General features: G+C 68.3%; 23 protein-coding genes. 5 read left to right on the top strand and 18 right to left on the bottom strand.

The genetic code is table 11. From position 1 onward, the window contains the following. Positions 1-9: 9 nt before the first annotated feature. The 8 genes from F5X71_RS06435 to clpS all read right to left on the bottom strand — a co-directional run bounded on the left by F5X71_RS06435 (position 10) and on the right by clpS (position 5,519). Complete coding sequence (locus F5X71_RS06435) at positions 10-774, bottom strand: cyclic nucleotide-degrading phosphodiesterase (RefSeq protein WP_167461098.1); 765 nt, start codon at positions 772-774, stop codon at positions 10-12. Positions 775-843: 69 nt separating this feature from the next. Continuing rightward, the gene (locus F5X71_RS06430; RefSeq protein WP_238815746.1) at positions 844-1,569 is read right to left on the bottom strand and encodes a rhomboid family intramembrane serine protease; all 726 of its coding nucleotides are present in this window, start codon (positions 1,567-1,569) and stop codon (positions 844-846) included. An 80-nt stretch (positions 1,570-1,649) separates the two neighbouring features. Next, positions 1,650-2,612: a cysteine synthase gene (locus F5X71_RS06425; protein WP_167461097.1), complete on the bottom strand. Its 963-nt coding sequence runs from the start codon at positions 2,610-2,612 to the stop codon at positions 1,650-1,652. Positions 2,613-2,620: 8 nt separating this feature from the next. Continuing rightward, a complete protein-coding gene (locus F5X71_RS06420) occupies positions 2,621-2,893 on the bottom strand; it encodes a MoaD/ThiS family protein (protein ID WP_167461096.1) in 273 nt (90 codons plus the stop codon). A gap of 33 nt (positions 2,894-2,926) precedes the next feature. Further along, on the bottom strand, positions 2,927-3,349 hold the full coding sequence (locus F5X71_RS06415; RefSeq protein WP_167461095.1) for a Mov34/MPN/PAD-1 family protein: 423 nt from the start codon (positions 3,347-3,349) through the stop codon (positions 2,927-2,929). 128 nt (positions 3,350-3,477) lie between these two features. Continuing rightward, positions 3,478-4,545, bottom strand: a complete 1,068-nt coding sequence (locus F5X71_RS06410; protein WP_167461094.1) for a P1 family peptidase — start codon at positions 4,543-4,545, stop codon at positions 3,478-3,480. A gap of 31 nt (positions 4,546-4,576) precedes the next feature. Then, positions 4,577-5,146, bottom strand: coding sequence for a DUF2017 domain-containing protein (locus F5X71_RS06405; RefSeq protein ID WP_167461093.1), 570 nt, complete (start codon positions 5,144-5,146; stop codon positions 4,577-4,579). Positions 5,147-5,168: 22 nt separating this feature from the next. Beyond that, on the bottom strand, positions 5,169-5,519 hold the full coding sequence (gene clpS / locus F5X71_RS06400; RefSeq protein WP_014982109.1) for an ATP-dependent Clp protease adapter ClpS: 351 nt from the start codon (positions 5,517-5,519) through the stop codon (positions 5,169-5,171). A gap of 94 nt (positions 5,520-5,613) precedes the next feature. Here clpS and F5X71_RS06395 point away from each other — a divergent pair, with 94 nt between their 5' ends. Beyond that, the gene (locus F5X71_RS06395) at positions 5,614-6,966 is read left to right on the top strand and encodes a nicotinate phosphoribosyltransferase (protein ID WP_167461092.1); all 1,353 of its coding nucleotides are present in this window, start codon (positions 5,614-5,616) and stop codon (positions 6,964-6,966) included. A gap of 9 nt (positions 6,967-6,975) precedes the next feature. On the opposite strand, the gene F5X71_RS06390 is transcribed toward F5X71_RS06395, so the two are convergent. Continuing rightward, a complete protein-coding gene (locus F5X71_RS06390; RefSeq protein WP_167461091.1) occupies positions 6,976-7,209 on the bottom strand; it encodes a hypothetical protein in 234 nt (77 codons plus the stop codon). Between the two features lie 165 nt (positions 7,210-7,374). Between F5X71_RS06390 and F5X71_RS06385 the strand changes: the two genes are divergently transcribed. The 3 genes from F5X71_RS06385 to F5X71_RS06375 all read left to right on the top strand — a co-directional run bounded on the left by F5X71_RS06385 (position 7,375) and on the right by F5X71_RS06375 (position 10,952). Beyond that, positions 7,375-7,980, top strand: coding sequence for an isochorismatase family protein (locus F5X71_RS06385; protein WP_167461090.1), 606 nt, complete (start codon positions 7,375-7,377; stop codon positions 7,978-7,980). Between the two features lie 55 nt (positions 7,981-8,035). Then, entirely contained in the window at positions 8,036-10,081 is a 2,046-nt protein-coding gene (locus tag F5X71_RS06380) for an ATP-dependent DNA helicase (RefSeq protein ID WP_167461089.1), read from the top strand. A gap of 175 nt (positions 10,082-10,256) precedes the next feature. Next, complete coding sequence (locus F5X71_RS06375) at positions 10,257-10,952, top strand: class I SAM-dependent methyltransferase (RefSeq protein ID WP_238815745.1); 696 nt, start codon at positions 10,257-10,259, stop codon at positions 10,950-10,952. Here the strand turns inward: F5X71_RS06375 and F5X71_RS06370 are convergent, their stop codons facing one another. The 9 genes from F5X71_RS06370 to F5X71_RS06330 all read right to left on the bottom strand — a co-directional run bounded on the left by F5X71_RS06370 (position 10,953) and on the right by F5X71_RS06330 (position 20,196). Continuing rightward, positions 10,953-11,720, bottom strand: coding sequence for an ESX secretion-associated protein EspG (locus F5X71_RS06370; RefSeq protein ID WP_238815744.1), 768 nt, complete (start codon positions 11,718-11,720; stop codon positions 10,953-10,955). After that, complete coding sequence (locus tag F5X71_RS06365; protein ID WP_167461088.1) at positions 11,717-13,057, bottom strand: hypothetical protein; 1,341 nt, start codon at positions 13,055-13,057, stop codon at positions 11,717-11,719. The genes F5X71_RS06370 and F5X71_RS06365 overlap by 4 nt, the downstream gene beginning before the upstream one ends. Beyond that, entirely contained in the window at positions 13,057-13,458 is a 402-nt protein-coding gene (locus F5X71_RS06360; RefSeq protein WP_167461087.1) for a hypothetical protein, read from the bottom strand. The genes F5X71_RS06365 and F5X71_RS06360 overlap by 1 nt, the downstream gene beginning before the upstream one ends. 79 nt (positions 13,459-13,537) lie before the next feature. Then, positions 13,538-14,104, bottom strand: coding sequence for a DUF3558 domain-containing protein (locus F5X71_RS06355; RefSeq protein WP_167461086.1), 567 nt, complete (start codon positions 14,102-14,104; stop codon positions 13,538-13,540). 220 nt (positions 14,105-14,324) lie between these two features. Beyond that, the gene (locus F5X71_RS06350; RefSeq protein ID WP_167461085.1) at positions 14,325-14,720 is read right to left on the bottom strand and encodes a RidA family protein; all 396 of its coding nucleotides are present in this window, start codon (positions 14,718-14,720) and stop codon (positions 14,325-14,327) included. Between the two features lie 174 nt (positions 14,721-14,894). After that, complete coding sequence (locus tag F5X71_RS06345) at positions 14,895-15,434, bottom strand: DoxX family protein (RefSeq protein WP_167461084.1); 540 nt, start codon at positions 15,432-15,434, stop codon at positions 14,895-14,897. A 149-nt stretch (positions 15,435-15,583) separates the two neighbouring features. Further along, complete coding sequence (locus tag F5X71_RS06340; protein ID WP_167461083.1) at positions 15,584-16,945, bottom strand: NCS2 family permease; 1,362 nt, start codon at positions 16,943-16,945, stop codon at positions 15,584-15,586. Positions 16,946-17,061: 116 nt separating this feature from the next. Further along, the gene (gene glgP, locus F5X71_RS06335) at positions 17,062-19,650 is read right to left on the bottom strand and encodes an alpha-glucan family phosphorylase (RefSeq protein ID WP_167461082.1); all 2,589 of its coding nucleotides are present in this window, start codon (positions 19,648-19,650) and stop codon (positions 17,062-17,064) included. Between the two features lie 51 nt (positions 19,651-19,701). After that, positions 19,702-20,196, bottom strand: coding sequence for a VOC family protein (locus F5X71_RS06330; RefSeq protein WP_167461081.1), 495 nt, complete (start codon positions 20,194-20,196; stop codon positions 19,702-19,704). Between the two features lie 79 nt (positions 20,197-20,275). On the opposite strand from F5X71_RS06330, the gene F5X71_RS06325 reads away from it, so the two are divergent. Then, positions 20,276-20,863, top strand: coding sequence for a TetR/AcrR family transcriptional regulator (locus F5X71_RS06325; RefSeq protein ID WP_167461080.1), 588 nt, complete (start codon positions 20,276-20,278; stop codon positions 20,861-20,863). The last annotated feature ends 41 nt before the right edge of the window (positions 20,864-20,904 follow it).

Below are 20,904 nucleotides of genomic sequence, written 5' to 3'. Positions count from 1 at the left end.
GTGTCCCGTTCAGAGATCGAACGTCTCGCCCGGCGCCACCGCGTGCACCGGCCCGGCGAACTGCGCCTTCGCCTCCGCGATCACGTCCTCCCGCGAGGTCCACGGCGGGATATGGGTGAGCAGCAGTTCTTTGACCCCTGCCTCGGCCGCGATCTGGCCCGCCTCGGTGCCCGAAAGATGAATGCCGGGCGGCCGATTCGCCGGGTCGTGGGTCCAGGATGCCTCGGCCATCAGGACGTCGGCGCCGCGGGCGAGTTCGCGCACCGATTCGCACATCGCCGTGTCACCGGTGTAGACGAAGGTCCGTCCGGCGGCCGTCACGATGCGCAGACCGTAGGACTCCGGCGGGTGGAACATTCGGAACGCCGTCACGGTGTGGCCCGGCCCGAATTCGACTGTCTCGTCGACGTTCCACGGGCGGTGATCGATCACGTCGGACCAGTCGTCGCATTCGCCGCCGACCTCGGCCGAGGCGTTGCCGATGCGCAGCGCGCTGTCGGAGGGGCCGCGCACAATGGCCCGGCCGACCGGTGGTGTCGGATGGTAGCGCCGCCAGACCAGCAGACCGGGCAGGTCGAGGCAATGGTCGGCATGCAAGTGGGTGAGAAAGATGTCGACCTCACCGGGGTCGGCATAGCGCTGCAACGCGCCGAGCACGCCGGGTCCGAAATCGATCACCACCGGCTTCATATCCGGGCCGGTCAGCAAATACCCCGACGCTGGGGAATCCGGGCCGGACACACTGCCCGAGCACCCGAGGACGGTTAGGCGCATTCCCCCATGCTGCCACGACGATTCTGCGCTCAAGAACCTATCCCCCACATTTCTCGAAGGGTCGCACGCTCACCGTGGCGACGCAATGATTCCCTGCTGATCCCCGCGACGACTTCGACGTGCATCACCAGAGAGTACCCAGCCGGCGAGCAAACCACCCACCGCCCCGAAAAGATGGCCCTGCCAAGAGATTCCGGGCTGACCGGGCAATACCCCCCACAGCAGCGACCCGTAGAGCGCCAGCACGACCAGCCCGAGCACGATCTGCCCCACGTTGCGCGCGAACCAGCCGCGCGAGATCAAGAATGTCAACCAGCCGAACACCAGAGCCGACGCGCCCAGGTGCACCGAACCGGTGGCCCCGGTCAGCCAGGTGCCGAAACCGGCTACGACCCAGATGATCGCCGTGGCGGCCAGACCACGCCCGATGCCCGCGCACAGCGCGAGAAAACCGAGGACGAGCACCGGCAGCGTGTTGCCGATCAGGTGCGGCCAGCCACCGTGCAGTACCGGAGCGAACAGGATCCCCCAGAGCCCGTCGGCCTCCCTGGGATGGATCCCCGCGTTGTCGAGCTGGTTGTTGTCGAGGGTATCGACGCCCTCGATGCCGTAGAGCAGCGCGACGAACCCGCCGATCAGCAGACCGGCGCGCAACCACAGCTGCCGCAGCACCGCGAAATTGGTCGGTTGCGCGGGCGTGCCGGGAACCCTGGGCGCCGCGGCACCCGGTTTCGCCAGTTGCGCGCGGATCCGCGCTATCCGATCCGGATCGAATGACGAACCGACGCCGGTCATCGGCACCTCCTCGTAGCGCGGGCCACCGCCCGTCCCTTCGAGGGTACCGACCTGCGGTGCGGGCGTCCCGGTGCGCGGACTCAGGCCCAGAGCTGCCCGTCGAGCCGTTCCTCGGCCTCTTCGAGCGTGCCGTCGTACGCGCCGGTCGACAGGTATTTCCAGCCGCCGTCGGCCACCACGAACGCGATATCGGCACGGGTGCCCGCCTTCGCCGCCTTCTTGGCGACCCCGAGCGCGGCGTGCAGGATCGCCCCGGTCGAGATCCCCGCGAAGATGCCCTCCTCCGCGACCAGTTCACGGGTGCGTTTCACCGCGTCGAACGGTCCCACCGAGAAGCGAGTGGTCAGCACCGACTCGTCGTACAGCTCGGGGATGAAGCCCTCTTCGATGTTGCGCAGCCCGTAGACCAGCTCGCCGTAGCGCGGCTCGGCGGCGACGATCTCGATGTTCGGCACCTTCTCGCGCAGGAATCGGCCGGTGCCCATCAGCGTGCCCGTGGTGCCGAGGCCCGCGACGAAGTGGGTGATCTCGGGCAGATCGGCCAGGATCTCCGGACCGGTGGTCTCGTAGTGCGACAGCGCGTTGGCCGGGTTGCCGTACTGGTAGAGCATCACCCAGTCCGGATGCTGCGCCGCGATCTCCTTCGCCAGCGCCACCGCCTGATTCGACCCGCCCGCCGCCGGGGAGTCGATGATCCGCGCGCCGAACATGGTGAGCAGCTGGCGCCGCTCCACCGAGGTGTTCTCCGGCATCACGCAGACCAGCTGATACCCCTTGAGCTTGGCGGCCATGGCCAGTGAGATACCGGTGTTGCCGCTGGTGGGTTCCAGGATGGTGCAGCCGGGCTGCAACAGTCCGTCCCGTTCGGCCTGTTCGATCATCCGCAGTGCGGGCCGGTCCTTGATGGAACCGGTCGGGTTACGGTCCTCCAGCTTGGCCCACAGCCGCACGTGGTCGGCACCGTCCCAGCGCGGGGACAGGGTGCGCAGCCCGACCAGCGGGGTGTTGCCGAGCGTCGCGATCAGCGATTCGTAGCGCGCCACGGTGTCGGTCAGCCTCCGGCGACGGCAGGCAGGATGGTCACGCTCGCGTCGGCGGGCACCTCGGCCTCGAGGCCGCCGGCGAAACGCACGTCCTCGTCGTCGACGTAGATGTTGACGTAGCGGTTCAGCTTGCCGTCCTTGAGCAGCCGCTCGGCCAGGCCCGGGTGGTTCGCGTCGAGATCGGCGATCAGCGCGGACAGGGTGGCCCCCTGCGCCTGCACGCGCTTCTCACCGCCGGTGAGGCCACGCATGATGGTCGGGATGGACACGGTTACCGGCATGAGAACTCCTCGGTTTCACGAACAGGCATCGGTTCAGACGGTTTCGTACGCGTCGACGATCCGCACCGGTTCCTCGGTGACCTCGCCGTCGACGATTCGGTAGCTGCGCAGCTCGTGCTGTTCCGGATCACGGGTGGAGATCAGCACATAGTGGGCGTCGGGCTCGGACGCGTAGGACACATCGGTGCGGCTCGGGTAGGCCTCGGTGGCGGTGTGCGAGTGATAGATCACCACCGGTGTCTCGTCGGCGTCGTCCATCGCGCGCCAGACGCGCAGTTGCTCGCCGGAATCGAAACGGTAGAAGGTCGGCGAACGCTCGGCGTTGATCATCGCGACGAATCGCTCCGGGCGATCCGAACCCTCAGGTCCGGCGATGATGCCGCAGGCCTCGTCGGGGTGGTCGGCGCGCGCGTGCGCCACCATCGCCGTCACGAGGTCGGCCCTGATCACCAGCACGAGTCAAACCTTTCCGCTGTGCCGACTCATCGCAGTCGACAACCAGTCACAATATTCGGCTATTCCCCGCGACCGGTCGGCCGGTCGGTTTCGCCCGCTCGAGTCCGACGTGTCCGGGGCACGCGCGATCAGTGCGCGGGCGGGAACAGGTCGCGATACGCGGGCACGCCGGCCACCGCACTCGCGCACAGGATGGCGTCCACGATCGCCCGCTCGACGCAGAGCGCGGCGGCGGTGCCGAGCTGGTCGATCAGCTGCACGTCCGCCGGGAACGCGGGCGGCAGCGCCCCGCGCCGCGGCGGTGCCCAAGTGCCGGTGGCGAGCGCGAAGAGGGTGTCGCCGTCGAACGGTGAGTGCGCGGGACGGACGGCACGGGCCAGTCCGTCGTGCCCGACCACGGCCAGGCGGCGGCAACCGGTGGGGTCCAGCGGCGCGTCGGTGGCGATCACGCCGATCGTCGTATTGAGCGCCATTCGCTTGCCCGGCAGCGCGTTCGCCCGCGCTACCTGCTCGGCAGTGCCAGGACGCAGGCCGAAATACTCCGCGCCATCGGTGCCGACACCCCACGGCAGGCCGGTGCGCGGATCGATCACCGAGCCCGCACAGTTGGCGACGACGAGCGCGGCCACCGTCGCCCCCGCCGCGGCGCCGCTACCGATCACCACGCTCGCGGTGCCGATGCCGCCCTTGATCGAGCCGGCCCGCGCGCCGACGCCTGCGCCCACCGTGCCCCGCTCGAATTCGGGGGCCGCGGCCGCCGCGGCCCGATAGCCGAAGTCCGCGGTGGGCCGAATGTGCCACGCGCCCACCGGAAGATCGAAGATCACCGCGCCGGGCACGATCGGCACCACCCGGCTCGGGTCGGTCGGATCCATCGGGATGCCCTGGCCCTGCTCCTCCAGCCAGCGCATCACGCCGTCGGCGGCGGCCAGACCATAGGCGCTGCCGCCGCTGAGCAGGATCGCGTTGGCCTGCCGGACCGTGTTGGACGGATCGAGCAGGTCGGTCTCGCGGGTGCCCGGCCCGGCACCGCGAACATCGACGGCCGCCACCGCGCCGTTCGGGGCGTAGACCACGGTGGTGCCCGTCGCGGCGCCGGTGCCGAGGGTGGCGTCGGCGTCGATGACGTGCTGATGCCCGACCAGCAGGCCTGCCACGTCGGTCAGCGAATTCCGGGCGCCCGCTTGCGCATTCATACGTCGGCTCCTGCCTGTGGATGGGGCGGACTCAGGGCGCCAGCGCCTGCAACAGCGAATCCTGCATCCAGGTGAGCCAGTGGTAGACGTCCAGGTGCGGCGCGCGCGGATCGTCGGGGCTCAGATGATCGGGGGTGTCCGCGTCGATGCCGAGCACCGTGCCGAGGGCGAGCCGCACATCGGTGAGCGCGGTCAGCCAGGCGTCGGCCTGCTCGGGGGTCAACACGATCTTGCCGCCCGCGGTGGGCACCGTTTCCAGGATCACCGCGCCCGCGGCCAGTTTGGCGTCGATGATCTCCGGCTCGTGCAGCCCACGCAGCGCGCTGTTCAGGTCGGCGCGGTCGGCGTCGGGCGAGCCCGGCTCGGGCCGGTGGAAGTCGGGCAGCAATCTGCGCAGCCGCGGATCGTCGGGGGCGACGGTGTTACCCGTGCGCAGCCCGGTCAACGCGGCGAGATCGTCCTCCGGCGCGGCATCGGCTCGTTCGGTCAGCAATCCGGACACCGCACCGACCAACGACCGCAGCACGTTGGCCTCGCGTGCGTCCATCTCGGATCGCAGTTTGAGACCGCTCAGCGAGTTCTTCCTGCTCCACTTCCGCACGGCGTCAGGGTAGTCGTCCTGGTCAGTCGTCCCGCTGCATGGTCGCCCAGAGCCCGGCGGCGTGCAGCCGTTGGACGTCGTGTTCCATCTTGTCCCGGGAACCGGAGGAAACCACCGCTTTGCCCTCGTTGTGCACCAGGAGCATCAGCTCGGTCGCCTTCGCTTTGCTGTAGCCGAAAAGCTTCTGAAAGATGTAGGCGACGTAGTGCATGAGGTTGACCGGGTCGTCCCAGACCACAGTGACCCACGGGCGATCTTCCGCCTCCAAGATCTCGGTGTATTCGACCGCCTCCGGGGTCGCCTGTGCCGCCGACAGCGTCGCGTCCACGGCGTCCACCACGACGCCGCCTCGGACTATGTTGCACAAGGCCATAACGTCAAGGGTACGACTCGACTCCGAATGAGCAACACCCCGATCCGACCGGATTCCGGCATTTTCCAGCTCACCGACCGGGCGCCGTCCTATGATGCGCGGTCTCGCTGTCTACAGTGGCTGCGTGGACATCCGCGATGGCGGCACCAGCACCGCGCTGCTGACCGACCAGTACGAACTGACCATGCTCGCGGCCGCGCTGGCCGACGGGTCGGCACACCGCCGCTGCACCTTCGAGGTGTTCGCCCGCCGACTCCCGCACGGACGCCGCTACGGCGTGGTGGCGGGCACCGCGCGGGTGCTCGAGGCGCTCGAGCACTTCCACTTCGCCGAAGCCGAGCTCGCCGTCATCGCGCGCTTCCTGCCCGCCGAGACCGTGGACTGGCTGCGCGCGTACCGCTTCACCGGCGAGATCGACGGCTATGCCGAAGGTGAGCTGTACTTCCCCGGCTCCCCCATCCTCTCGGTGCGCGGCAGCTTTGCCGAGTGCGTCGTGCTGGAGACGCTGATCCTGTCGATCCTCAACCACGACAGCGCGATCGCGTCGGCGGCCGCGCGGATGGTCAGCGCGTCGGGCGGTCGGCGGATGATCGAGATGGGCTCGCGGCGCACCCACGAGCAGGCCGCGCCGGACAGCTCCCGCGCCGCCTACCTCGCCGGCTTCGACGCCACCTCCAACCTGGCGGCGGTGCGGCGCTACGGCGTGCCCGGCGCGGGCACCAGCGCGCACGCGTTCACCCTGCTGCACACCGGCCTGGCCGGCGGCAGCGGCGAACACGAGGCGGCGGCGTTCCGCAGTCAGGTCGCGGCGCTCGGCATCGGCACCACGCTGCTGGTCGACACCTACGACATCACCCGCGGTGTGGCCACCGCCATCGAGGTGGCCGGGCCGGAGCTCGGCGGCGTCCGGATCGACTCCGGCGACCTCGGCGTGCTGGCCAGGCAGGTGCGCGATCAGCTCGACGGGCTCGGCGCGACCAAGACCAGGATCGTGGTGTCCGGCGACCTGGACGAGTACGCGATCGCCGCGCTGCGGGCCGAGCCGGTCGACGTCTACGGCGTCGGCACCTCGCTGGTCACCGGGTCTGGCGCGCCGACCGCGGGCATGGTCTACAAGCTGGTCGAGGTCGAGGGTGTGCCGGTGGCCAAGCGCAGCAGTCACAAGGAGTCGCGCGGCGGCACCAAGCGGGCGATCCGGCTGTCCCGGCCGACCGGAACCATCGTCGAGGAGATCGTGTACCCGGCCGCGGGCCCGGCGCCCGAGGTGAACGGCTTCGAGGCCAGGGAGTTGCTCGTTCCGCTGGTGCGCGACGGCAAGCAGGTGGCGGACCTGCCGACCCTCGCGGACAGCCGCGACCACGTGGCGCGCGGCCTGATCAGCCTGCCCTGGGAGGGGCTGAAGCTCTCCGCGGGCGAGCCCGCGATCCCGACCACGTTCGCGAGCTGAGCGCCCGCGCTACGCGTTCGTCGATTCGGAGTCCCGGTGGCGCGATCGCGCGCGCACCGGGGTGCCCGCGAACCGGCGGTACAGCAGCATCCCGCCGGTGAAGAGCACCGCGAACAGCACGCCGCCGACAATGAACCCGACCCACTCGGGCGCGGCGCCGGGGCGGTTGCCGAGCAGGAACGAGGTCGCGAGATAGGCTGTGGTGCAAAGGATCACGCTGATGAACAGGTTGAGGCGGGTCATGAAGGATGCTCCGTAGCTCGAATCGGCGGGCCTGAGTCGTCGGCCATGGGCGCGGGGGCCATCAAGTAATCACCGGGCGGGTCGCCGGTGTTTACAGGTCCCGGCACCGGAATTCGCCGCGCGCGTCCGCGCCCGCTCGGCCGCCGCGGCGCGTCGCGCGGCAGAATGACGTGCAGGGACACAGTTCACACGCGGGAGGTCACCGTGACCCGAGCCTTGATCATCGTCGACGTCCAGAACGACTTCTGCGAGGGCGGATCGCTCGCCGTCACCGGCGGCGCCGCGGTCGCGTCCCGGATCAGCGAGCAGGTGGCGAGCGTCGCCTACGCCGCCGTTGTCGCCACCCGCGACTTCCACATCGATCCCGGCGACCACTTCTCCGCGCACCCGGACTACGTCGACTCCTGGCCGCCGCACTGCCGCGCGGGAACCGCCGGTGCCGAGTTCCACCCGAACCTGGACACGAAGGCGATCGAGGAGGTCTTCTCCAAGGGCGCGTATTCGGCCGCCTACTCCGGTTTCGAGGGCACCGCCGCCGACGGCACCACCCTGGCCGACTGGCTCCGAGCGCGCGGCATTTCGGCGGTCGACGTGGTCGGCATCGCGACCGACCACTGCGTGCGCGCGACCGCGCTGGACGCCAGAATCGAAGGCTTCGACGCCCGCGTGTTGCTCGAACTGACCGCGGGCGTCGGGCACGACACGACCGAGGCCGCACTGGATCGGATGCGCGCCGCGGGCGTCGACCTCGAAGGAAGCGTCGGCGGGTAGCCCGATCGCCATGCGGGCCGCAACCGGTGTCGGTGCTGCGCAGTAGGCTGCTCGCGTGCCCGAACTGCCGCCCGTACCCGAACTTTTGGCCACCGCTGTACAGGCGCTCGGAGGCAAAGAGCGTGTCGGACAGCTGACCATGGCCACCGCCGTCGACCACGCCATCGACACCAAGGAGCACCTCGCGGTGCAGGCGGGCACGGGCACCGGCAAGTCGCTGGCCTATCTGGTGCCGAGCCTGCGGCACGCGGTGCGTACGGGACGCACGGTGGTGGTCTCGACCGCGACGATCGCGCTGCAGCGCCAGCTCGTCGACCGGGACCTGCCGCGGCTGTCCGAGGCGCTGCGCAAGCCGCTCGGTCGCGCCGCGCAATTCGCGATCCTCAAGGGCCGCAACAACTATCTGTGTCTGAACAAGATCAACAGCGTGATCCCGGACGAGCCTGCCGAGGCCGAGCTGTTCGACGCGTTCGCGATCTCCCGGCTCGGCCGCGAGGTGCAGCGGCTCAACGAGTGGGCCTCCGACACCGAGACCGGCGACCGCGACGAACTGGCGCCCGGCGTGACCGACCGCGCCTGGCGGCAGGTGAGCGTCTCCTCGCGCGAGTGCCTCGGCAAGTCGCGGTGCCCGTTCGGGCAGGACTGCTTCGCCGAGCGCGCCAGGGCCGAGTCGGCGCAGGCCGACGTGGTGGTGACCAATCACGCGCTGCTCGCCATCGACGCGATCAGCGGTATCCAGGTGCTGCCCGAACACGATGTCGTGGTGATCGACGAGGCACACGAGCTGGTCGATCGGGTCACCGGTGTGGCCACCGCGGAGCTGGCCGCGAGCGCGATCAGCGCGGCCGCGCGCCGCTGCGCCAAGCTCATCGACGAACAAGAGGTCGACCGCCTCGAAAGCGCCGCCGAAGCCTGGCACGAGGTGCTCGACGAGTTGCCCGCCGCGCGCTGGGAACAGTTGCCGAGCGGTGTCGCCCCGGTGCTCGCGCTCGTCCGCGACGCCGCGTGGAACGCGCGCACCGCGCTCGCGCCGCAGGGCGGCACCACCCAGCAGGGCGATCCGGAGACCGCCGCCGCGCGCACGCAGGCGCTCGCCGCGATCGACGAGGTGCACGACAGCGCCGTGCGCGCGCTCACCGCCTTCGACGAGCCCGATCCGGCGAACCGGCGCGATGTCATCTGGCTGTCCGCCGACGAGATCCGCGGGGTCACCCGCCGCTCGCTGCGGATGGCGCCGCTTTCGGTGGGCGGGCTGCTGCGCAGCAGGCTCTTCGGCACCGCCACCGTGGTGCTGACCTCGGCCACGTTGCAGATCGGCGGCTCGTTCGACGGATTGGCGATCACCTGGGGGCTGCCCCCGCAGACGCCAGGCCGCGCCGACCCCGGCATGGCCAACGGCGCCGCCGCGCCCGCCGACGCGGACAGGGTGCGCTGGAGTTCGCTCGACGTCGGCTCGCCGTTCGACCATGCCAAGTCGGGCATTCTGTATGTCGCCAAGCATCTTCCGCCGCCAGGCCGCGACGGCCTGGCCCCCGCGTACCTGGACGAGATCGAGAAGCTCATCACCGCCGCGGGCGGCCGCACCCTCGGCCTGTTCTCCTCCATGCGCGCTGCGAAGGCGGCCACCGAGGCGCTGCGCGAGCGACTGGACACCCCGGTGCTGTGCCAGGGCGACGACGCCACCGGCGCGCTGGTGCGCAAGTTCGCCGACGATCCGGAGACCTCGCTGTTCGGCACGCTGTCGCTGTGGCAGGGCGTCGATGTGCCTGGCCCGTCGCTGAGCCTGGTGATCCTGGACCGGATTCCCTTCCCGCGCCCCGACGATCCGCTGCTCACCGCGCGACAGCGGGCGGTGGAATCGCGCGGCGGCAACGGCTTCATGACCGTCGCAGCCAACCACGCGGCACTGCTGCTCGCCCAGGGCACCGGGCGGTTGCTGCGCAGCGTCGACGACCGCGGCGTGGTGGCCATCCTGGATTCCCGGCTGGCCACCGCCCGCTACGGCGGTTACCTGCGCGCCACGCTGCCGCCGTACTGGGAGACCGCCGACCCCGAGGTCGTAGTCAAAGCTCTGAAACGGCTCACCGCGAATGCCGTGTGATACCGCGCACATTCTGGCGCACCTACTTCCGAACAGAAGTAAATTGGGCCTTGGTACTTCGGTGAACCCCAATTCCCACCAGAAGTATCGGCGGTCCCCGCGCCAAGCCCTGCACGCGGCGCGGGGACACCACAAATCCCTGTCGTGTCCGGTCGATACATGAGACCGTTTCCAGATGAAGCACCCTTCCGACAGTGATGCCCTCGGCGAATTCTTGGTCAGCGCAAGATCATTGACCGAATATCGCGCGATATTCACCCTCTCCGACGCCGACCTGCGCGGCAGAATTCTCGATTGCCCCGGCGGCGCAGCGAGTTTCACCGCCGAGGCGAGCGAACTCGGCGCTCAGGTCACCGCCGCCGATCCGGTATATGCCCGCGCGCCCGACGCACTGCGCGCGTTCGCACTCACCGAAACGGATCGCGGAAGCGATTGGGCCACAGCACATTCTCATCGATATCGATGGGACTGGTACGGCAGCCCGGAACGACATCGGCAGCTGCGCCATGCCGCGGCCCGCCGCTTCGGCACCGACCTGATCGCCCATCCCGGGCGTTACGTCGCCACCGAACTCCCCTCGCTCCCCTTCCCCGACCGCGGCTTCGACCTGGTACTCAGCTCCCACCTGCTGTTCACCTACGCCGACCGGCTGGACGCGCACTTCCACCTGACCGCCCTACTCGAGCTGGCCAGGGTGTGCGCGGGCGAGGTCCGGCTCTATCCGCTGGTCGACCACCTCGGCACCCAGCAGGACGCGCTCGTGGCGCGACTGCGAAAAGAACTGGCCGACAAAGGGATCGGCACCGAACTACGCGCAACCGAGTACGAATTCCACCACGGTGCCACCACCATCCTGGTGCTGCACCCGTGACTACCCGGTGTGCGCCACCGCACGATAGGTGGTGTCGAGCAAGGTGTGCAGCTGACGCTGGATCTCCTCGGCCGTCGCGGGGGTGAGCGTGAACTCGTCGTGCCCGTGATTGTGCAGCAGGTAGCGGCCGTCGGCGGGCAGATAGTCCATCCAGTGGAAGCCGCTCCCATCCGTGGTCGGCCTGCTGTCGATCGCGCCGCCCGCGAACACACCCACCTCGCCGAGCCCGGACCGGGGCCTGCGCACAATGCGATTGAGCTGCTCGGTATGCGACAGCCTGGTCGGGTGCCGGGCGTACTCGACCCGGTTCACATCCGAACGCCGCCCGCTGATCGCCGGGAACCGGCCCGGCGCACAACCGGGCAGCTGGGCGGTGATCAAGCCGGGCAGCGCCCGCGGCGGACACCGGGTCAACACGATATCGCGGCCGTAATCCTGTGTGGGGCCGGGCATCTGGACGGCGACCGTCGCGTCGCGACCGGTCATGCCCGCGTGCACGCGCACCACCTGTTTGAAATCCTTACCGAAGAAGCCGTGCACCTCGACCCGTACCTGCGGCTCGGTCAACACCGTCAGCGCGGTGTACAGCTCCCGACTCCCGATGCCCGCGAGCCGTTCCCTCGCCTGCGCGCGCAACCGGACATAGTCCTCATACGCCTCGACACCCTCCACCGAAAAGCGCAATGGATACGGCAACCGGTCGCGCCCGAGCGCCTCCAGCGCCACCTCGAACATCAAACCGTCCATGCGCCAGCGAGATTCGCTCATCCGCCGATGACTCCACCCGGCGGTAGCGCAGGCGGCTGCGTACCAAGCAGCTCCGAACCTCGGTCGTAGATCAGGTAGTCCGGCGTCTTGTGCTCGTCGTCCTCGTCACCCTTGCCGCGCGCCCCCGGCGCGCCCATGCCACCCATGCCCGACGCGCCCGCCCGGCCCGATGTCGCCGCGCGCGTAGCGGCGTTCGCCGCCGCCGTCTGCGTCCCCGCGTTCGCCTTACCCGGAATGCTCTTGCCCGGGTCCGGCGTGACGCGCGGGCTCCCCGGCGAACCAGGAACACCCGACGGCGTGCCCGTATGCGTCGACGGGACGTTCGTCGTCGGCGACTGCGTCTTCGGGGTGTTCGAATCCGTCGTGGTGGTGCTCGACGGCGTCGTCGACGCGGGCGTGGTGCTCTGCTTCGACTTGTCCTGATCGTCGGTCGAATCCGTGCCGCTCGGCTGCGTCGACTCCGACGTCGTCGGGTCCTGCCCCGACGGATCCTCCGTCGCCTTGTTCCCCTCGGGCGACCCGCTGTTCGACGGACTGTTGCTACCCGGATTGTTCGACGCGTTGCTGCCCGAGTCCGTCCCCGGCCCCGGCGCCTTGCTCGTATCGATCGTGGTCGTCGGCTCCGGCAGAATCGGCGTGATCCCGTCGACCTCGTTCACCCCCGGCCGGTAATACTGCGTCATCACGAACCGCGCCTGCTTCTCCGCTTCCTCGGCACGGTAGGTGGGGCCTTTGATGACGTTCTGGAGCGGCAGGAAGTCGATGATGCGATCGCCGACGGTGTAGTTATCCGGTTTCCCGACACTGCCTTTCGCTTGCGCGAGATGACCTTGCGTCAAATCCAAACCGTGCGCGACCATTTGGAATCCGGTGGCAAGTTTGGTGAAGGATGCGGCGAACTGACGGGTTGCATCTATAGCACTGTTTCCAGACTTACCGTTCCAATGCTCGGCTATGTCCTGCTCGACGCCCTTGGAAAACTCATCGACGGCCGTGTTCGCATGGCCCGCCAGTTGCCGCCAGCCATCAGCCGTGCGGTTGATCTCCGCCTCGCTCACATCCTTCACGCCATCGTAGATCTGCTGGTGCGACATGGTTTCGAACGGATCCTGCGCCCTGATCGCCCGAGCATCGAATGCGCCACCATAAGCCGCCAGCAAGCTTGCCCACTCGTTGTTGACGAAGCTGCGATCCTGATCCCACTTGGCCTTCTGGTCGGCGGCCCGCTGCTGATCGTCCGTCTTGTTCTGGTCAGCTACAGCCGGGGAATCGGTGACGAAACCGAACCCCACCGCCAGGGAGTTGATCGCCACCTGAAAATCGTTGAACGACACCATCAGGAGTTCCCCATGTCCAGTCCGGCAAGTTTGTCGGCAGCTGCCTTGTCGGCTTCAGACAGCTTCCCGCAGGCCAACTTATAAGTGTCTCGCATCAGAGTTACTGCATCAATGCTCTGTTCGAGCCTTTTCACCGCAGCATCATCGCCATTGTTCGCTTTGAGTGCGAATTTGTTCTGAAGAGCTTTCGCCGATTCCAATGTGCCGAACCCGGTGACACGATCCAAGTTGTTCGCGGCTGCCCACATACTCTGGAGCTTGTCGATCATCTGCTCGGCACGCTGTGCCAGTTTGCCGCCGATCTCCTCGTCCAGACGGAGTTCACCACCCTCTGCCTGCTTATAAAGCGTCTGCCAGCGCACCTTCATACTTTGCATATCAGGCTGCTCGGTCTCCGCCACGTCCCACCTCCATTCTGCTGCGACCAGTTCGTCAGCACCCAGTCGAATCTCGTTGCCACCAAATGCGAATGGCGCGCAGCTACTTGGGCAGATATGGCTCGAGATCGTTCGCGTGCCGGATGGCCAGGTCGCAAGGTTCCTTCGTCGCCGGCTCGCCATATCGCCATATCGCGCCCACCTCGACGATGCCGTGCGCGATGGGAAGACTCACATGGCACCGCAGCTTCTGGGTATCCGACTTTTCCCGGGAGATCAGTCCCGTTCGCGTCCCGACCCGCACCTCACGAAACTCGGCGAGCTTGGCGTTCGTCCGGAGATCATCGAGGGAGTAGATCGTGGACGACACAGATACGAGATACGGTCCGTCGACCGCATTCCACTGACAGATTCGCGCATCCACCGGCTCCACCGGTGCATCCGTCGTCACATCCTTCGTCGCCGGGTCCATCCGAGCAGCCCGCAACGCCTCATCCGACAACTGCGTGCACGGGTTCCACTCGACCGTCTTCTCCCCGTTGACAGTCTTCGGCCCGCTCGTCGTCGGCGTGCCGTCCTTGGTCGGTGAGCAGCCGGTGACCAGCGCGGTGACCGCGGCGCCGGCCAGCACGGTCCGGATGGCAACCCTCGACACACTGGCGGTTCGCATATCTCTCCTGACTACGGCCCGGACTCCCGACACAGGATAAGACGCACAAGTTCTCCCCCTGGTTCCGTTCCAAAATAGATCTATCCAATTGGACCGTTCCACTCAGGATGCAGAATGCCAGGTCGGCGCGCCTACGGCTACCCCCCGAACTGAACGCGTGATCAGGGGGAACTGGTGGCGGCAAAGCGCGAGAGCGTTCCGCCACCAGTTCCCCCTCGGCTCAGCCCCGCACGGCGACGGCGTCGACCTCGAACTGCATCTCGGGCATGGCGAGGGCGGCGACGCCGGAGAGGGTTTGGACCGGCGGGCGCTCGCCCCAGATCTCGGCGACCTTCTTGCTGAGCACCGCGAGCTTGTCGAGGTCGTGACCGACGATGAAGGTGCGCAGTTGCGCGACGTCGGCATAGTCCAAACCGGCTGAGCGCAAGGCTATTCCGAGGTTGGCGAAGGCATTGTCGACCTGCGCGGCGAAGTCACCGCTTGTGGTGTGCCCCTGCGCGTCGGAGTCGTACTGCCCCGCGATGAACACCAGCTCCCCGGTCACCCGCGCCACGTGGCTGTAGCCGAAGCCGGTGGGGTCGTGCAGTTGTGCGGGATTGCTGATCTCGATGGCCATCATCGTCTCCTTGTAACTCGACTCATCGACGGAACAAGGGGAAGACGAAGCGCGGTCCTGGAGTGTGACATGACCGCACACGGCGTGGTGAAGCAGCGGCGCGGGCCCCGCCCCCGGATCGGAGGCGAGACCCGCGGGTTCACCGGAGTCTCGGCAGAGACGTCGCCGTGCTGTCTACAGCACCCACTTCAGGATCAGGGTCAGTACCGCCGCGACGACGGCCAGGGCAACTGCGCCTGCTCCCCAGACGACTCCGTGCCGCTGCCACGGGCGACCGTGATCCAGCGAGAACCTGCCCGGTCCGGTGAAGGCGATCGCGGCGCCGATCGCGGCGTACAGCAGGGGCATCTCGTAGGTGTCGTTGCCGAACAGTCCAAAACTCCAGAGGGTGTTGATCGCGTTGATCATCGTGCCCAGGATGATGGCACCGGCCAGCGGTGTCAGCAGCCCGACGGCGAGCATCAGGCCGCCACCGAGTTCGGTGAGTCCGGCCAGCGTGCCGAACACCTTGCCCGGGTTGTAGCCGGAGAGTTCGAATCCGTCGGCGTTGGCCTGCCAACCCGGCCCCTTGAACCAGCCGAACAGTTTCTGGCTGCCGTGCACGGCCATCAGCAGGCCGAAAACGACGCGGATGACGAGCAACCCGATGTCGGCCGAAATGTTGTCCACTTGGGGATCGGTGGTAGTGCGTTCCAGTACAGCTTTCGTGGTCATGCTGGTCCTCGTCCCTGCGAGTCGATTCCGAACAACTGGCCCACTGGCCTCGGTGATGAAGCGGACTGCGGTCCGATTATCACACGAGCCGATCCAACTTCCCAAGACCCGGTCTTATTCCTGTTCTACGTTTTCATCCTGACGGGAGTTCACTCCGCAAGGAAGAAGAAGTAGCCGAGGAATACGACGAGCAAGGCCCACATGGCCGGATGCACGTCCTTGATCCGGCCCTTCGCCGCCATCACAATCGGATAAAACAGCATGCCCATCGCCAGACCGTTGGCGATAGAGTATGTGAGCGGCATCATCACGATCGTGATGAAGGCGGGCACCGAATATTCGAGACGGTTCCAATCGATCTCGCCGAGCGCGCGCGCCATCAGGATGCCGACCACGATGAGCGCCGGGGCGGTGACCTCACCCGAGCCAGCGACGACCGCGAAGATCGGGTAACAGAACATCGCGACCAGGAACCAGCCCGCGGTGGTCACGGCGGTCAACCCGGTGCGCCCGCCGGCGGAAACGCCCGCGGTGGATTCGACGTACGCGGTGGTGGTGGAGGTGCCGATGACGGCGCCCGCCATGGTGCCGACGGAGTCGGCGGCCAGCGCACTGGCCGCGCGCGGCAGCTTGCCGTCCTTGTCGAGCAGGCCCGCCTGGTTGGCGACGCCGATGAGGGTGCCGGAGGCGTCGAAGAAGTCGACGAACAGCATGGTCAGAATGACGACGCCCATCTGCGCGGTGAAGGCGTCGGGCAGGTTGATGATCGCCTGCCCGAAGGTGTGCTCCAGGCCCTTCGGCGCCGCGACCACACCGTTGGGCAGGTCGACGAGCCCGCTGACGATGCCGACCGCGGCGGTGAGCACGATGCCGTAGAGCACCGCGCCGTGCCAGCCGATGACGAGGAACACCACGGTCACGACGAGACCGAACAGGGCGAGCAGGGTGGTCCCCTTGGTGAAGTCGCCCAGGGTGACCAGGGTGGCGTCGCTGTTCACCACGATGCCCGCGTTCTTCAACCCGAGGAACGCCACGAACAACCCGATGCCCGCGCCGACGGCCAGCTTCATCTGCATCGGGATCGCGTTGAGAATGCGCTCCCGGATCTTGGTGACCGCGAGCAGGAAGAAGATGACGCCGGACAGGAAGGTGCCCGAGAGCGCGACCTCCCACGGAATGCCCATGCCGAGCACCACGGAATAGGCGAAGAAGGCGTTGAGGCCCATGCCGGGCGCGAGCGCGATCGGATACTTCGCCCACAGACCCATGACCAACGTGCCGAACACCGCGGCGACGGCGGTCGCGGTGAACACCGCCTGCATCGGAATGCCCTTGGCCCCGAGCGCGCCTTCGTCGCCGAGCACCGACGGGTTCACGGCGAGCACATAGGACATGGCCAGGAACGTCACCGTGCCCGCCATCAACTCGCGTTTCATGGTCGAACCGGTCGCGCTGATACCGAAGAACGCGTCGATGCGACCTCGGGGCTCGGTCGGGGCGGCGGTGGCCATGGGCGATCTCCAGTCGGGAAACGGTACGGGCGTGCCCAGGCACGGTAACCGACCGTTCACTGAATCGGGGAATTCACGCACCGGTCGCGACCGGGCGGTTGTCCCAGCTCACACGCCTACGCGTTGGGCGCGGCCACCAGGCCCAGTTCCGCGTCGCCGGCGAGCAGCGCGTTGCGCGGCAGTACGCGCACCGTGTATCCGACGGCACCGGAGAGCGGCACTGGGGTGTCGACGGCGAAGTGCGCCACCCCGGAGTCCGTGCCCTGGTGCGTCATCGGGACGGTCACCACGTCGGACAGGTCGTCCGACGGCGACACCCGGCCGAGCACGGCCTGCACGACCACGTCGTCGACGGTCAGCCCGCCGAGGTCGATGCGCGCGGTCAGCGATAACCGAGCACCGATGATCGGGGTGTCCGGCAGTCCGGCGCTGTCCACCTGGATCACCTTCACCGACGGCCAGGCCGCCTCGACTCGGCGCCGATAGTCGGCGATGGCCCGCGCGACGGCGAAGTCGTCGGCGGTCGCGCGCTGGTAGGCGTCGGCGGCGGGCGCGTAGTACTCGACCGCGTAGTCGCGAACCATGCGGGAGGCCAGCACCTTCGGGCCGAGGGTCTGCAAGGTGTGGCGCACCATCTCGACCCAGCGCACCGGCATGCCCGCGGCATCGCGATCGTAGAAGCGGGGTGCGACCGTGCGCTCGAACAGGTCGTAGAGCGCGGCGGCCTCGAGGTCGTCGCGGCGGTGCTCGTCGCGCACGCCGTCGGCGGTCGGGATGGCCCAACCGTTCTCGCCGTCGTACATCTCGTCCCACCAGCCGTCGCGGATGGACAGGTTCAGTCCGCCGTTGAGCGCGGACTTCATGCCGGAGGTACCGCACGCCTCCAGCGGGCGCAGCGGATTGTTCAGCCACACATCGCAACCCCAGTACAGGTAGCGGGCCATCGACATGTCGTAGTCGGGCAGGAAGACGATGCGGTGGCGCACCTCGGGGTCGTCGGCGAAGCGCACCACCTGCTGGATGAGCGCCTTGCCGCCGTCGTCGGCGGGGTGGCTCTTGCCAGCGACCACCAGCTGCATCGGCCGCCGCGGGTCGAGCAGCAGCGCGCGCAGCCGCTGCGGATCGCGCAGCATCAGCGTGAGCCGCTTGTAGGTCGGCACCCGGCGCGCGAAACCGACGGTCAGCACGTCGGGGTCGAAAACGTCGTCCACCCAACCCAATTCGGCCTCCGCCGCGCCGCGATCCAGCCAGGACGCGCGCACCCGGCGGCGCACCTCGGCAACCAGGATGGCGCGCAACGTGTTCCGCGTCGACCACAGCTCACCGAGATCGACGTCACGCAACCGTTCCCAGCCGCGCGCCTCCTCGACGAGTTCGGCGCCGACATGCTCGCGCGCCTTGTCGAACCACTCGCGCGCGGCCCAGGTCGGCGCGTGCACGCCGTTGGTCACCGAACCGATCGGCACCTCCGCCGCGTCGAAACCCGGCCACAACCCGGCGAACATGGCGCGGCTCACCTCGCCATGCAGTTTCGATACACCGTTGGCGCGCTGGGCAAGTCGCAGACCCATGTGCGCCATGTTGAACACGGACGGATCGGACTCGCGACCCAGCGCGACGATCCGATCGACGGAAAGCCCCGGCAGCATGGCGGATTCGGAGTCGCCGTGCGCGCCACCGAAATAGCGGCGCACCATCGGCATCGGGAACCGGTCGATGCCCGCGGGCACCGGAGTGTGCGTGGTGAACACCGTGCCGGCCCGGACCGCGGCCAGCGCGGTGTCGTAATCCTTTCCGGCGGCGACGAATTCACGAATGCGCTCGACGCCGAGGAATCCCGCGTGGCCCTCGTTCATGTGGAACACATCAGGGTCGGGCAGTCCGTTCGCCGCGGTGTAAGCGCGCACCGCGCGCACGCCACCGATGCCTGCGAGAATCTCCTGCCTGATCCGATGTTCCTGGTCGCCGCCGTAGAGGCGGTCGGTCACCGCGCGCAGTTCCGGATCGTTCTCGGCGATATCGGAATCCAGCAGCAGCAGCGGCACCCGGCCGACCTGCGCGATCCATACCCTGGCCCGCAGCACCCGCTGGTCCGGCATCGCGACGTGGATGAGCACCGGCGCGGTCTCCGAATCCGACTGCTCGGAGGTGAGCAGCCGCAACGGCAGGCCCTGCGGATCGAGGTCCGGGTAGTGCTCGGTCTGCCAGCCGTCGGCCGAGAGCGTCTGCCGGAAATAGCCGGAGCGGTACAGCAATCCGACGCCGATCAGGGGCAGGCCGAGATCCGATGCCGCCTTCAGATGATCGCCCGCCAGGATGCCGAGCCCGCCGGAGTAGTTGGGCAGCACCTCGGTGACGCCGAATTCCATGGAGAAATAGGCGATCCCGCGCACGCCCTCCTCGCCGGCCCGGCGCTCGAACCAGCTCGGCGCCGCCAGGTACGCCCGCAGGTCCGCGGCGGCGGCGTCCACCCGGCCCACGTAGCCGGGGTCGGCCGCCAGCTCGTCGAGCCGCGCGGCGGGCACCTCGCCGAGCATCCGGACCGGGTCGTGACCCATCTCCAGCCACCGCTGCGGATCCAGCTCCGCGAACAGGTCCTGGGTCGGCGGGTGCCACGACCACCGCAGGTTCGTGGCGAGCTCCCCGAGTGCGGCCAGCCGCTCGGGGAGGTGGGCGCGGACGGTGAAACGACGGAGGGCCTTCACTCCGCGAACCCTACCGAACTACCGACCCCGAGTCGCCCCGGCGGCAGTACCTCACAGTCCTGCACTTATAGACCGGTGCGGATCTATCGGCAGGGACTGTTCCCGCACCGATCCGTCGGTCGCGCCGGCCTTCTCCGCCGTGTACTGCGCCGCGAACTCGCCGGTGGGCGGGATCTCGGTGATCACGTCGATCAAGACGCCGCCGGGGTCGGCGATGATGAAGTGGCGCTGGCCGAACTCCTCGGACCGGATCGCGAGCTGTGCCTCGATCCCGCCCCGCACCACCAGGCGCTCCCACTCGGCGTCCACATCGTCGACTTCGAAGTTGAGCAGCAGGCCCTGCACCGGCTTGCGGTAGGCGGCGGGGACGGTGGGGTGGGTGAAGTCGAGCAGCGCGAGCTCGTACTCGACGTCGCCCTTGCGCCGCAGGCTCACATACCAGTCGGCCTCGAAGGTGATCTCGAATCCCAGCCAGGTGGTGTAGAAGTCGCGGGCCGCCGCGATCTCTGGGGTACCGATGACCGGATAGAAGCTGTTCAGTTTCATGCTCTCGCCTCTCACATACCGATGGTATGTGAGCTAAGCTAGATCGCATACCATCGGTATGTCAAGGGAGAGGTGGGCAATGCCGAGCACGACCCGTACCCAGCAGCGCGAGCAGACCCGGCGCGCGCTGCTGCGCACGAGCCGGCGCCTGTTCGCGACGAAAGGCTATGGCGCCGTTGGCTTATCGGAGATCGTCTCGGAAACGGGCGTGACCAAGGGCGCGCTCTATCACAATTTCGAGAGCAAGGCCGCGCTGTTCGGCGCGGTGCTAGAGCAGGTGCAGCAGGAGGTCGGCGCGCGGGTGGCAGCGGCCGCCGAGGCGGTCACCGACCCGTGGGAGCAACTGGTCGCGGGGTGCGAGTGCTTTCTGAGTGCCTGTACCGACCCGCGGATCCAGCGGATCATGCTGATCGACGGCCCCGCGGTCCTCGGTTGGAACCAATGGCGCGCGCTGGACGCGGCCTCCTCGGCCCGCCACCTCGAGCAAGCCCTGCACACCCTGATCGAGGCGGGCTTACTCGCCCGGCAGCCGGTCGCCCCGCTGACGCACCTGCTCTCCGGCGCGATGAACGAGGCCGCCCTGTGGCTGGCCACCACCACGGACCTGAACGCGCTCGCCGACACCTCGGCCGCCCTGCGCCGCCTGCTCGAGGGCTACCGCGCCTGACCGAAACCCGTGGCCGGTGCGCGCTGACCCGCGACCGCCGC

The organism is Nocardia brasiliensis (genome assembly GCF_011801125.1).
Classification (GTDB): domain Bacteria; phylum Actinomycetota; class Actinomycetes; order Mycobacteriales; family Mycobacteriaceae; genus Nocardia; species Nocardia brasiliensis_C.
Note: the sequence above shows the minus strand (reverse complement) of the source record. Positions and strands in the feature narration are given on the sequence as shown.